The following is a 13463-nucleotide window of genomic DNA, read 5'->3' on the forward strand; positions in this document are numbered from 1 at the left end:
GCATCCATGTACGAATCCTTCTACGGCCTGCGCGACAAGCCCTTCCGCCTGCGTCCCGACCCCAGCTTCTTCTTTGGCAGCAAGGGCCACAAGCGCGCCATGAGCTATCTGGAATACGGCCTGTCGCAGGGCGAGGGCTTCATCATCATCACTGGCGAGGTCGGGGCCGGCAAGACCACCCTGGTGCGGAAGCTGCTGGGCAAGATCAATCCCATGCAGATCGTCTCGGCCCACATCGTCAACACCCACCTGGACCCGGACAATACCCTGCGCATGGTGGCCGCCGCCTTTGGCCTGCCTGCCGAGAACGCCAGCAAGGCCGCCCTGCTGACCCAGCTGGAACAGTTCTTCCTGCACTGCGAGCAGAAAGGCATCCGCGCCCTGCTGGTGGTGGACGAGGCGCAGAACCTCTCGCCCACCACGCTGGAAGAACTGCGCATGCTCTCCAACTTCCAGAGCGGTGAACGCTCGCTGTTGCAGACCTTCCTGCTGGGCCAGCCGGAATTTCGCATCACCCTGCACAGCGAGGCCATGCTGCAGTTGCGCCAGCGCGTCATCGCCACCTATCACCTGGGGCCGATGGACGAGGAAGAGACCATCACCTACATCCAGCACCGCCTGCGCACGGTCGGCTGGGAGAACGATCCGGCCTTCGATGCGGCCGCCTACTCGGTCATCCATGCCTACAGCGGCGGCATCCCGCGCAAGATCAATTCGCTGTGCGATCGGCTCTTGCTGATGGGTTACCTGGAAGAACTGCGCGCCTTCGGCGGCGAGCACGTGCAGGACGTCATCCGTGACATCCAGGAAGAATTCGAGCAGCCTCTGTCCGACGCCAGCGCCCAGACCGACGCCGAACTGCGCTCGCTGGAACGGCAGTTCGCCGATGACGCGCTGGAAGAACTGCAGCAGCGCGTGGGCAAGCTGGAAAACGCGACGGCTTCCATCCTCAAGATACTGCGCGACATCACCTCGCACACCTCCCGCTACCCTGTCCAGGAATCCAAGTCATGAGCTCCCCGCATCGCATCCTCTGCATCGTCGGCGCCCGCCCCAACTTCATGAAGATCGCTCCCATCATGGCGGCCTTCAGCCAGTTGGGCGAGCGCGTCCAGGCGGTCCTGCTGCATACCGGCCAGCACTATGACGTGGCCATGAACCACCAGTACTTCGACGCGCTGGGCATCCCCGCGCCAGACATCAACCTGGAGATCGGTTCGGGCAGCCACGCCCAGCAGACCGCGGCGATCATGCAGCACTTCGAGCCCGCGCTGGACCAGGTCCAGCCCGCCGCCGTGCTGGTGCTGGGCGACATCAACTCGACCCTGGCCTGCGCCCTGGTGGCGGTCAAGAAGGGCGTGCCGGTGGTGCACGTGGAAGCGGGCCTGCGCAGCAACGACCGCAGCATGCCTGAGGAAATCAATCGCATCCTGACCGACCAGATCTCCGACCTGCTCTACACCACCGAGGCCAATGCCCTGCAGAACCTGACCCGCGAAGGCATTGCCGCCGAGCGCGTGCGCTTCGTGGGCAATGTGATGATCGATACCCTGCGCCACAACCTGGCGCGCGCCATCAGCCTGCCGCAGATCCTGGCCGCCCAGGGTCGCGAGGATTTCCATCACGACAACGGGTATGCGGTGCTGACCCTGCATCGTCCCTCCAATGTGGACGACCCCGAGGTGCTGCGCGCACTGCTGGAGACGGTGCGCACCATCAGCGCCACGCTGCCGGTGGTGTTCCCGCTGCATCCACGCACCCGCGGCATGATCGAGAAGTTCGGCCTGGCCGGGCTGATCGACCTCCCGCAGATCCTGCAACTGCCGCCCATGGGCTACCTCGAAATGCTGGGCCTGATGCGCGATGCGCGCCTGGCGCTGACCGACTCCGGCGGCATCCAGGAAGAGACCACCGCCCTGGGCGTGCCCTGCGTGACCCTGCGCCACAATACCGAGCGCCCCATCACGGTCGAGCAAGGCACCAACACCCTGGCCGGCAATGATCCGCAGACCATCCTGGCGATCTTCGCCGAGGTCATGGAGCACGGCGGCAAGGCCGGCCGCATCCCCGAGTTCTGGGACGGCCACGCCGCCCAACGCATTGCGCAAGACCTGTGCGACTGGCTGGACCAGCGGCGCGCGGCCTGAGAACGACGAGGAGCACGGACATGCCAGCGCCCATCCGCAATGCCATGACAGTCGATGTCGAAGACTACTTCCAGGTCTCGGCCTTCGCCAATACCATCGCGCGCAGCAGCTGGGAGCAGCAGCCCTGCCGCATCGAACGCAACATGGACACCATCCTGGCGCTGTTCGAGCAACACGGCATCCGCGCCACCTTCTTCACCCTGGGCTGGATCGCCGAGCGCTACCCGCAACTGGTGCGGCGCATCGTCGCCCAGGGTCATGAGCTGGCCAGCCACGGCTACGGCCACCTGCGCGCCAGCGACCAGGACCACGTCCAGTTCGCCCAGGACGTAGGCCGCAGCAAGATGATTCTGGAAGACCTGGGCGGACAGCCGGTGCGGGGCTATCGGGCGCCGAGCTTTTCGATCGGCCGCGACAACCTGTGGGCGCTGGACGTACTGCAGGAAACGGGCTACCTCTACAGCTCCAGCATCTACCCGGTCAAGCACGACCACTATGGGCTGCCCGATGCGCCCCGTTTCGCCTGGCGACCCAGCGGCAGCGGCGGCTTGCTGGAAGTGCCGGTAAGCACGGTGCGCCTGGGCCGCAAGAACTTCCCGGCGGGCGGCGGCGGCTTCTTCCGCTTCTATCCGTACGCCCTGTCGCGCTGGCTGCTGCGCCAGGTCAACCAGCGCGACGGCCAGTCGGCCATCTTCTATTTCCATCCCTGGGAACTGGACCCGCATCAGCCGCGCCAGCACGGCATCAGCACCAAGACCCGGTTCCGCCACTACGTCAACCTGCATCGCACCGAAGATCGTCTGAAGGCGCTGGCCAGCGACTTCCAGTGGGATCGCATGGACCGCATCTACCTGGGGACGCCATGAACGCCACTATCCGCCCCGGCGAACTGCACGCCACCGCCGCTGCGGCCGAGCCCGTGGTAGGCCTGATGCAGGCCGAGGACGCGGCGCGCTGGGACGCCTTCGTGCTGCAATGCCCGCAAGCCACCTTCTTCCATCGCGCCGGCTGGAAAGAGGTGATGGAGCGCTCCTTCGGCCATCGCACCTATTTCCTCTATGCCGAGCGCGCCGGACAGATCTGCGCAGTGCTGCCGCTGGCGCGCATTAAGAGTGCGCTGTTCGGTCACTGGCTGGGCTCGCTGCCCTTCTGCGTCTATGGCGGCATCGCCGGCGACGATGCCCAGGCGCGCGCGCTGCTGGAACTGGCCGCCCTCGAGCTGGCCCGCGAGCTGGGCGTGGACTACCTGGAGTACCGCAACATCGAGGCGCAGCATGGTGACTGGCCCGGCAAGGCGCTCTACGTCACCTTCCGCAAGGACATCTCGGCCGACGACGAAGAGAATATGCAGGCCATTCCGCGCAAACAGCGCGCCATGGTGCGCAAGGGCATCAAGTTCGGACTGCAGAGCGAGATCGACAGCGATACCGAGCGCTTCTACGCGGCCTATTCGGCCAGCGTGCACAGGCTGGGCACGCCGGTGTTCTCGCGCAAGCACTTCAAGGTGCTGGCCGAGGTGTTCGGCAAGGATTGCGAAGTGCTCACCATCACCCACAACGGCCAGACGGTGAGCAGCGTCATGAGCTTCTATTTCCGCGACGAAGTGCTGCCCTACTACGGTGGCGGCAATGCCAGCGCGCGCGAACTGGCCGGCAACGACTTCATGTACTGGGAACTGATGCGTCGCGCCGCCGCGCGTGGCATCCGGGTCTTCGACTTCGGTCGCAGCAAGGAAGGCACCGGCGCCTACGACTTCAAGAAGAACTGGGGCTTCACGCCGACCCCGCTGCACTACGAATACCAGTTGCTGCGCGGCCAGGACGTGCCCGACACCAATCCGCTCAATCCCAGGTACCAGTTGATGATCAAGACCTGGCAGCGGCTGCCGCTGTGGGCGGCCAACCTGATCGGGCCGCACATCGTGCGCCAGTTGGGCTAGGCCATGCAGCACCTGCTCTTTTTGGCCCATCGCATCCCGTATCCGCCCAACAAGGGCGACAAGATACGCTCCTTCCATCTGCTGCAGCACCTGGCCGCGCGCTATCACCTGCACCTGGGCGCCTTCATCGATGATGCGACCGACTGGCAGTATGTGGAGACCGTCAAGGCCTATTGCGCCTCGACCCACTTCGTGCGTCTGGACAGCCTGCGGGCGCGCCTGCGCAGCCTGCCGGCGCTGGCGACGACGCGCGCGCTGAGCCTGGACTATTACCGCGACGCCAGCATGCGGCGCTGGGTGGCCCAGACGCTGGCGGCAGCGCCGGTTTCGCGGGCGCTGGTGTTTTCCTCGGTGATGGCGCAATACGCGCAGGACCCACGGCTCACGCGCCGGGTCATCGATTTCGTCGATGTCGATTCGGACAAGTGGCTGCAGTATGCGCAAAAGAAGCGCTGGCCCATGCGCTGGCTGTATCGCCGCGAAGGCCGCTGCCTGCTGGACTACGAAAGGCAGGTCGCCGCCTTCAGCGATGTGTCGCTGTTCGTCTCCGAGGCCGAGGCTGCGCTGTTTCGCCGCCTCGCGCCGGAGTCGGCCGGGCGCATCGGCCATCTCAACAATGGCGTGGATCTCGATTACTTTTCGCCCGCGCATTCTTTCAAGAATCCCTACCGGGCACCAGCACAGGTGCTGGTCTTCACCGGTGCGATGGACTACTGGCCCAACATCGATGCGGTGCAGTGGTTCGCCCAGGCGGTCTTCCCAGAGATCCTCGCCCGGCAGCCGCAGGCGCGCTTTGTCATCGTCGGTGCGCGTCCCGCAGCCCAGGTGCTGGCGCTGGCCCAGCTGCCTGGCGTGAGCGTGACCGGCACCGTGCCCGACATCCGCCCCTATCTGGCCCATGCGCGCTGCGCCGTGGCGCCGCTGCGCATCGCCCGCGGCATCCAGAACAAGGTGCTGGAGGCCATGTCCATGGGCATTCCGGTGCTGGCCACGCCGCAGGCCTTCGAAGGCATCTCGGCCACACCCGGGCGCGACCTGCTGGTGGCCGATGGCGCCAGCGCCCTGGCCGAGGCGGCGCTGACCCTGTTGCAGGAGCCGCGCGACCCGGCCCTGGCGCTGGCCGCAGAGGGCCGCCGTCTGATCGAACGGCAGTACGCCTGGCCTCAGCAGCTGGCCGTGCTCGATACGCTGATGGAACCCGCCGCAGCGTCTTCTCTTGTGACGGAAAGCTGAACATGCGACCCAACGACCTGCCCTTGCCGCTGCCGCGCACCGAGCGCATTGCGCCCGCCACGCTGGCGCTGCTGGCGCTGGCCTTGCTGGCGCCGCTGCTGGTGCTGCCGCAGACCTTGTGGTCCATGGTGGCGATCTGGAACAGTTCCGAGACCTTCACCCACCAGTACCTGATCCTGCCCATCAGCCTGTGGCTGATCTGGCGGCAACGCGCCCAGTTGCGTGGCCTGCCTGCGCAGCCCTTCCTGCCCGGCCTGGCCGTGCTGGCGCTGTGCAGTGTGGGCTGGCTGCTGGGCGAGCTGGCCGATGTGCAGGTGGTCAAGCAGTTCGCCCTGGTGGCGCTGATGGTGACGGGCGTGGTGACGCTGCTGGGCCTGCGCATGGCGCGGCTGCTGGCCTTCCCGTTGTTGTTCCTGTTGCTGGCGGTGCCGGTGGGAGAGGTGCTGCTGGAGCCGCTCATCGGCTTCACCGCCGACTTCACCATCGCCGCCCTGCAGCTCACGGGCATCCCGGTCTGGCGCGAGGGTAATACCTTTGCCATTCCCTCGGGCCGCTGGTCGGTGGTGGAAGCCTGCAGCGGGGTGCGTTACCTGATCGCCTCGGTCACGCTGGGCGTGCTCTATGCCCACCTGAGCTACCGCTCGCGCTGGCGCCAGGCGGGCTTCGTGCTGCTCTCGGTGGTGGTGCCGGTGCTGGCCAACGGTGTACGCGCCTACCTGATCGTCATGATCGGCCACCTGAGCAGCATGCAACTGGCCACCGGCGTAGATCACCTGATCTATGGCTGGCTGTTCTTCGGGCTGGTGATGTTCCTGATGTTCTGGATCGGCGGCTTCTGGATCGAAGGCCGCAAAGCGCCGCGCGAGGACACGCCGCCCACCGCGCCCGTCACACCCCCTACGCCAGAAGCCAGGCCGGTGCGCCTGCTGGTGTACGCACTGCTGGCGCTGGCCGCCATCCTGCTGGGGCCGCTCTATGCGCACAGCATGCATGCGCTGGACGCCGAGGGCGCGCCGGTGCAACTGAGCCCGCTGCCAAGCCGCTGGAGCGAAGCGCCCGCCTTCAGCAGCTGGACGCCGGCCTTCCTGCCGGGCGTGGCCGAACTGAGCCGCGCCTATCGGCAGCAGGACATGCAAGTCGGCCTTTACCTGCGCTACTACCGCGCCCAAGGGCCGGGGGCGGCGCTGGTCAGCTCGGTCAACCGCATCCTGCCGGTCAAGGACAGCCCCTGGACACGGGCGGCCAGCGAGGTCCGCCAGGAGCGCGTAGGCGAGCGCCAGCTGGCGGTGCGGGAAGAACTCATTCGCGGCAATAGCCAAGGCCTGCTGATCTGGCGCTGGTACTGGATCGACCGCCGCTTCGTCGAGAACGACTACCTGGCCAAGCTGCTGCAGACCAAGAGCCAGCTGGAGATGCAGGGCGACGACGGCGCTGCGCTGTTCGTCTTCACCCCAGTGGACGAAGACCCAGAAGCGGCGCGCGCGGTATTGCGGCGCTACCTGGCGGACAACCTGGCCGGCATCGAAGTCACCCTCAACCACAATGGCAAGCGATAGGCGCGACGTGAAACCGGATATTCCACTGGTGGTGCATCTGATCTACCGGCTCGACTTCGGCGGGCTGGAGACCTTGCTGGTCGATTGCATCAACCGCATGCCTGCCCAGCGCTATCGCCACGCCATCATCTGCCTGACCGACTACACCGACTTCGCCCGCAAGATCGACAAGGCCGATGTGGCCATCCACGCCCTGCACAAGCCGCCCGGACTGGCGCCGCAGACCCATCTGCAGCTGTGGCGGCTGCTACGCCGCCTGCGTCCGGACGTGCTGCACACCTACAACCTGCCCACCATCGAATATGCGCCGGCGGCGCTCTTGGCCGGGGTGCCGGTGCGGGTGCATGGCGAGCATGGCCGCGACGCGCGCGACCCGCATGGCCGCAACGCCCGCCACAACCTGCTGCGGCGGCTGGTGCTGCCCTTCTACGACTGCTATTACGCCGTCTCGGCGGACCTGCGCGACTGGCTGCGCGACACCATCAAGGTGCCGGCGGAGAAGAACCTGCTGCTGGCCAATGGGGTGGACACGGCCCGCTTCCATCCGCCCGCAGAGGGTCTGCGCGAGACCACGCCCGAGCTGCCGGCTGGCTGCATGGTGTTCGGCACCGTGGGCCGGATCCAGGACGTCAAGGACCACGCTACCCTGGTCGATGCCTTCATCGCCTTGCTGGCCATGCGGCCGCAACAACGTGGCCGCCTGCGGCTGGCCATCGTCGGCGATGGTCCGCTGCTGCCGGCCCTGCGCGCCAAGGTGCAGGCGGCTGGCATTGCCGATCTGGTGTGGCTGCCGGGTGCGCGCATGGATGTGGAGGTGATGATGCGGCGCTTCTCGGTCTTCATGCTGTCCTCCATTGCCGAGGGCGTGCCGGTGACCATCCTGGAAGCCATGGCCACGGGTCTGCCGGTCATTTCGACGGCGGTCGGGGGGGTGCCCGAAGTGGTGGCCGAGGGCGCCACCGGCCAGCTCACCCCGGCGGGTGATGCGGCGGCGCTGGCCCGGGCCATGGCCGCCTATGTCGATGAACCGGCGCTGGCGGCCCGCCATGGCGCGGCCGGCCTTGAACGCTGCCTGCGCCAGCACAGCATGGCGGCCATGCTGCAAGCCTATGCCGGCATGTATGACCGCATGCTGGCGGCCAAGCGCGGCCAACCTACCGTACAAGGACACTGAGCATCATGTGTGGAATCACCGGCATCTTTTCCCTGCACGGCCAGGCCGAGATCGACCGCAAGCTGCTGGAGCGGATGAACGAGACCCAGCATCATCGTGGTCCCGATGAAGGCGGCCTGCATGTCGAAGCCGGCCTCGGCCTGGGTCATCGCCGCCTGTCCATCGTCGATCTGTCCAGCGGCCAGCAGCCGCTGTTCAACGAGGATGGCAGCGTGGTGGTGGTCTTCAACGGCATGATCTACAACTACCGCGAACTGATGCGCGAACTGACCGCCCTGGGCCACCAGTTCCGCTCGCGCTGCGATACCGAGGTCATCGTCCATGCCTGGGAAGAATGGGGCCGGGATTGCGTGACGCGCCTGCGCGGCATGTTCGCCTTCGCCCTCTGGGACCGCCAGCGCCAGACCCTGTTCGTGGCGCGCGACCGGCTGGGCATCAAGCCGCTGTTCTATGCATTGTTGCCGGATGGCCGTTTCCTGTTCGCCTCCGAACTCAAGGCGTTGCTGGCCGATCCGGCCTTGCCCAGGGATCTCGACCCCTGCGCCGTCGAAGAGTATTTCGCCTACGGCTATGTGCCGGAACCGCGCACCATCCTGCGTGGCGTGCACAAGCTCAGTCCTGGCCATACGCTGTTGCTGCAACGGGGCGTGACGCTGGGCCAGCCGCAGCAGCAACGCTACTGGGACATTCCCTTCCAGCCCGGCAGCCAGCGCCCCACCGAGGAAATCGCCGCCGAATTGCTGGAACGGTTGCGCGAGGTGGTGGGCAGCCATCTGGTCACCGATGTGAGCCTGGGCGGCTTCCTCTCCGGCGGCGTCGATTCCAGCGCGGTGGTGGCGATGATGGCGCAATTGACGGGCGAGTCCGTCAATACCTGCTCGATCGCCTTCAACGACCCTGCCTATGACGAGTCGCAATACGCCGCCCAAGTGGCGCAGCAATTCCGTACGCGCCATCACATGCGCACCGTGGACAAGGACGACTACAGCCTCATCGACCTGCTGGCCAATCTGTACGACGAACCCTATGCCGACAGTTCGGCCATCCCCACCTATCGCGTCTGCCAGCTGGCCAAGGAGAGCGTGACGGTGGCGCTGTCCGGCGACGGCGGCGACGAGAATTTCGCCGGCTACCGCCGCTACCGCTATGCGATGAATGAAGAGAAGGTGCGCGCCCGGCTGCCGGAGGGCTTGCGCAAGCCGCTGTTCGGTTTCCTCGGACGCCATTATCCCAAGGCCGACTGGGCGCCGCGCGTGCTGCGCGCCAAGACCACCTTCGAAGCCCTGGCGCGCGACACCGTGGAAGGCTATTTCCATGGTGTGTCGATCATGCCCGACCGGGTACGCCAGCGCCTGCTGAGTCCTGGCCTGCGGCGCGAGCTGCAGGGCTACCAGGCCATCGACGTCATGCGCGGCCATGCCGCGCAGGCCCCCACTGAGGACGCGCTCTCGCTGCTGCAGTACCTGGACCTGAAGACCTACCTGCCCGGCGACATCCTCACCAAGGTCGATCGCGCCAGCATGGCCCATGCGCTGGAGGTGCGGGTGCCGCTGCTGGATCACCAGTTCGTGGAATGGGTGTCGGGCCTGCCGCCTGCGCTGAAGCTGCACGAAGGCCAGGGCAAGTACATCTTCAAGAAAGCCCTCGAAGGGACCCTCTCCGAAGACATCCTCTATCGCCGCAAGATGGGCTTTTCCATCCCGCTCTCGAGCTGGCTGCGCGGACCGCTGCGCCAGGTGGTACAGGAGAGTCTCCTGGGACCGTTGCTGCGCCAGACCGGACTGTTCGACATGGACTTCGTGCAAGAGCTGGTGGAGCAGCACCAGAGCGGTCGCCGCGACCATGCCGCGCCGCTGTGGGCGCTGCTGATGTTCGCGGCCTTCCTGCGCAATGTCCTGCAGGCCAGCGCCGCACAGCCCCAACCTACGGCCCGCGCGGCCTGAAACGCACCTAGACGCCACGCCATGCATATCCTGCACATCCTCGACCATTCCATCCCGCTGCATAGCGGCTACACCTTCCGCACGCTGTCCATCCTGAAGCAGCAGCGGGCGCTGGGCTGGCAGACCTCGCACATCACCAGCGCCAAGCAGGGTGCCGCCGCCGCTGCCGAAGAAGAGGTCGATGGCTGGCGCTTCTATCGCACGCCGCCCGCGACCGGCCCACTGGCGCGGCTGCCGGTGCTGAACCAGCTGGCCGTGATCCATGGTCTGGCCAGGCGGCTGGAAGACGTGGCGCGCCAGGTCCGGCCCGATGTGCTGCATGCCCATTCGCCGGCCTTGAACGCCATCGCCGCGCTGCGGGTGGGCCGCCGCCTGGGCATTCCGGTGGTCTATGAAGTGCGCGCCTTCTGGGAAGACGCCGCCGTGGACCATGGCACCAGCCGCGCCGGCGGCCTGCGCTATCGCCTCACCCGCGCGCTGGAAACCTATGCTCTGAAGCGCGCCGACGCCGTCACCACCATCTGCGAAGGCCTGCGCGCCGATATCGCCGCGCGCGGCGTACCGCTGGCCAAGATGACGGTGATCCCCAACGCGGTCAACATCGACGACTTCAGCCTGGGCCAGCAGGCCGACCCCGCGCTGGCGCGCCAGCTCGGGCTGGAGGGCAAGACGCTGCTGGGCTTCATCGGCTCCTTCTATGCCTATGAGGGCTTGCCGGTGCTGGTGCGGGCGCTGCCGCAACTGCTGGCGGGCAATCCCGACGTACGCCTGCTGCTGGTGGGCGGCGGCCCGCAAGAACGGGCCCTGCATGCCCTGGCCGCCGAACTCGGGGTGAGCGACAAGGTGGTGTTTGCCGGCCGGGTGCCGCATGAGCAGGTGCAGCGCTACTACAACCTGATCGACGTGCTGGTCTATCCGCGCCTGAAGATGCGCCTGACCGACCTGGTCACGCCGCTCAAGCCCCTGGAAGCCATGGCCCAAGGCCGGCTGGTGGTGGCCTCCGATGTGGGCGGGCATCGCGAACTGATCAGCGATGGCCAGACCGGGGTGCTCTTTGCCGCCGGTTCGCCCGAGGCGCTGGCGCAGAAGGTGCTGACCTTGCTGGCCGAACCGGCCCGCTGGCCGCAACTGCGCGCCGCCGGTCGCCACTTCGTCGAGACCGAACGCAACTGGGCCGCCAGCGTGGCGCGCTACCAGCAGATCTATCCGCGCCTGGTGGCTGCAGCCGCATGCACCGCCTGAAGCAGATGAAGCCGATGAAGCTGCTGACCTTTTCCACGCTGTTTCCCAACCTCGAACGTCCCGGCCACGGGATCTTCGTGGAGACCCGCCTGCGCCATCTGGTCGCCAGTGGACAGGTGCAGTCACGCGTGGTGGCGCCGGTGCCGTGGTTCCCGCTGCGCCATCCCCGCTTTGGCAGCTATGCACGCTTTGCGCGGGTACCGCGCAGCGAGGTGCGCAGCGGCATCCCGGTGCTGCATCCGCGCTATGCGCTGCTGCCCAAGGTGGGCATGACGCCCGCGCCCTTGCTCATGGCCATGGCGGTCAAGCCGGTGCTGCGCCGGCTGATAGCCGAGGGCTTCGATTTCGACGCCATCGATGCCCACTACTTCTATCCCGACGGGGTGGCTGCGGCCATGCTGGCGCGGGAGTTCGGCAAGCCGGTGGTGATCACCGCGCGCGGTTCCGACATCACCCTGCTGCCGCACTACCGCTGGCCCGGCAAGATGATCCGCTGGGCGGCCGACCAGGCCGCCGCCATCATCACCGTCTGCAATGCGCTGCGTGATGAACTGATCGTGCTGGGCGCAGACCCCGCCAAGGTGGTCGCGCTGCGCAATGGCGTGGACCTGCAGCTGTTCCGGCCACTGCAGCGCGAGGCCGTGCGCCGCGAGCTGGAGATCACCGGCTTCACCCTGCTCTCGGTGGGCAATCTGGCGCTGGTCAAAGGCCACGACCTGACTATCGCCGCGCTGCCGCTGTTACCCGAGGCGCGCCTGCTCATTGCCGGCAGCGGCCCCGAACAGGCGCGTCTGGAAGCGCTGGCCGCGCAACTGGGCGTGCGCGAGCGGGTGCGCTTCCTGGGTGCGCTGCCGCAGAGCGCCCTGTGCAGCTACTACAACGCCGCCGACATGATGGTGCTGGCTTCCTCCCGCGAGGGCTGGGCCAATGTCCTGCTCGAATCCATGGCCTGCGGCACACCGGTGGTGGCCAGCAAGGTCTGGGGCACGCCCGAGGTGGTGGCGCACCCCGATGCCGGTCTGCTGATGCAGGAGCGCAGCGCCGCTGGCATTGCGACCGCCGTGCGCGCCCTGCAGGCGGCCGCGCCGGCGCGGGCCGCCACGCGCCGCTATGCCGAAGGCTTCAGCTGGGACGCCACCACCCAGGGCCAGTTGCAGTTGTTCCGCCGCATCCTGGGGCGAGGACGCTGAGCCATGCACGCTGCCCTGCCCCCTCTCCCTGTCCATCTGGGCTTGCTGGCGCTGCTGCTGCGGCTGGCTGGCAATCTGCTGGCGCTGGTCCGGCGCCGCCGGCTGTGCATCCTGACCTATCACCGCGTGCTGGCGCAGCCGGACCCGTTGCTGGGAGGCGAGATCGACCTGGCCAGTTTCCGCTGGCAGATGCAGTTGCTGGCCAAGGGATTCACCGTGCTGCCGCTGGCCGAGGCGCTGCAACGGCTGCAGCAGAACAGCCTGCCGCCGCGCGCGGTAAGCATCACCTTCGACGATGGCTATCGCTCGGTGCATACGCTGGCCCTGCCGGTCTTGCAGCAACTGGGCTTGCCGGCCACCGTCTTCGCCACCACCGGCTTCGTCGAACACGGCAGCATGTGGAACGACCGCATCCTCCACGCCGTGCGGCGACTGCCCGCCGATGCAACCGACTGGCAGGCGCTGGGCCTGCCGCAGGCTCTGCTGCCGACCGCCTCGGACCTGCGCCACGACCCGGACGCCCGCACCCACCTGGCGACCTTGCTCGATGCCCACGTCAAGTACCTGCCGCCCACAGAGCGCCAGCGCGTCATCGAAACGCTGGAACGCCACGCCGGCCCAGCCAGCCAGACCGATCAGGCCGACCAGGACCTCATGCTCGATCGCGACATGCTGGTCGCCCTGGCGCAGGCGGGTGTGGAAATCGGCGGCCATACCACCTCGCACCCCATCCTCAGCCGGCTCGACGACGCCCAGGCGCGCCATGAGATCAGCGACAACAAGGTGGCGCTGGAGAGCATCCTGGGCCGCCGGCTGCGGCTGTTCGCCTATCCCAACGGCAAGCCGGGGCTGGACTATGACCAGCGCCACGTCGCCATGGTGCGCGGCGCCGGTTATGAGGCCGCCTTTACCACCGCAGGCGGCTCGGCCGGAGCGGAACATGACTGCTACCAGATCCCGCGCGGCCGTCCCTGGGACCGCCGCCCCCTGATGTTCGGCCTGCGCCTGCTGCGCTGGCTGGCCCGGCCTGGAGCCTGAC

The 13463-nt window shown here is 67.2% G+C and carries 11 protein-coding genes; all 11 read left to right on the forward strand.

Features of this window, described 5'->3' with window-relative positions:
- The first annotated feature begins 6 nt into the window (after window positions 1-6).
- Genes BGK68_RS21335 through BGK68_RS21385 form a run of 11 tightly spaced genes read left to right on the forward strand, consistent with a single transcriptional unit; the run spans window position 7 to window position 13462 of the window.
- Window positions 7-1014, forward strand: a complete 1008-nt coding sequence (locus BGK68_RS21335; RefSeq protein ID WP_075258728.1) for an XrtA/PEP-CTERM system-associated ATPase — start codon at window positions 7-9, stop codon at window positions 1012-1014.
- Complete coding sequence (gene wecB / locus BGK68_RS21340; RefSeq protein ID WP_075258729.1) at window positions 1011-2147, forward strand: non-hydrolyzing UDP-N-acetylglucosamine 2-epimerase; 1137 nt, start codon at window positions 1011-1013, stop codon at window positions 2145-2147. Before BGK68_RS21335 ends, wecB begins: the two co-directional genes overlap by 4 nt.
- A gap of 20 nt (window positions 2148-2167) precedes the next feature.
- Complete coding sequence (locus tag BGK68_RS21345; protein WP_075258730.1) at window positions 2168-3013, forward strand: XrtA system polysaccharide deacetylase; 846 nt, start codon at window positions 2168-2170, stop codon at window positions 3011-3013.
- Window positions 3010-4086, forward strand: coding sequence for a FemAB family XrtA/PEP-CTERM system-associated protein (locus BGK68_RS21350; RefSeq protein ID WP_075258731.1), 1077 nt, complete (start codon window positions 3010-3012; stop codon window positions 4084-4086). Before BGK68_RS21345 ends, BGK68_RS21350 begins: the two co-directional genes overlap by 4 nt.
- A gap of 3 nt (window positions 4087-4089) precedes the next feature.
- Complete coding sequence (locus tag BGK68_RS21355; RefSeq protein ID WP_075258732.1) at window positions 4090-5319, forward strand: TIGR03087 family PEP-CTERM/XrtA system glycosyltransferase; 1230 nt, start codon at window positions 4090-4092, stop codon at window positions 5317-5319.
- A gap of 2 nt (window positions 5320-5321) precedes the next feature.
- The gene (gene xrtA / locus BGK68_RS21360) at window positions 5322-6875 is read left to right on the forward strand and encodes an exosortase A (protein WP_075258733.1); all 1554 of its coding nucleotides are present in this window, start codon (window positions 5322-5324) and stop codon (window positions 6873-6875) included.
- 7 nt (window positions 6876-6882) lie between these two features.
- Window positions 6883-8049, forward strand: a complete 1167-nt coding sequence (locus BGK68_RS21365) for a TIGR03088 family PEP-CTERM/XrtA system glycosyltransferase (protein ID WP_083657863.1) — start codon at window positions 6883-6885, stop codon at window positions 8047-8049.
- A 5-nt stretch (window positions 8050-8054) separates the two neighbouring features.
- A complete protein-coding gene (locus tag BGK68_RS21370; protein WP_075258734.1) occupies window positions 8055-9992 on the forward strand; it encodes an XrtA/PEP-CTERM system amidotransferase in 1938 nt (645 codons plus the stop codon).
- Window positions 9993-10013: 21 nt separating this feature from the next.
- The gene (locus tag BGK68_RS21375; protein WP_075258735.1) at window positions 10014-11234 is read left to right on the forward strand and encodes a TIGR04063 family PEP-CTERM/XrtA system glycosyltransferase; all 1221 of its coding nucleotides are present in this window, start codon (window positions 10014-10016) and stop codon (window positions 11232-11234) included.
- A 14-nt stretch (window positions 11235-11248) separates the two neighbouring features.
- Window positions 11249-12424 carry a glycosyltransferase family 4 protein gene (locus tag BGK68_RS21380; RefSeq protein ID WP_075259937.1) on the forward strand — a complete coding sequence of 392 codons (1176 nt, stop codon included), beginning with the start codon at window positions 11249-11251 and terminating at the stop codon, window positions 12422-12424.
- Window positions 12425-12427: 3 nt separating this feature from the next.
- Entirely contained in the window at window positions 12428-13462 is a 1035-nt protein-coding gene (locus BGK68_RS21385) for a polysaccharide deacetylase family protein (RefSeq protein ID WP_083657864.1), read from the forward strand.
- The last annotated feature ends 1 nt before the right edge of the window (window position 13463 follow it).

This window comes from Herbaspirillum camelliae, assembly GCF_001929405.1.
GTDB lineage: Bacteria > Pseudomonadota > Gammaproteobacteria > Burkholderiales > Burkholderiaceae_D > Herbaspirillum > Herbaspirillum seropedicae.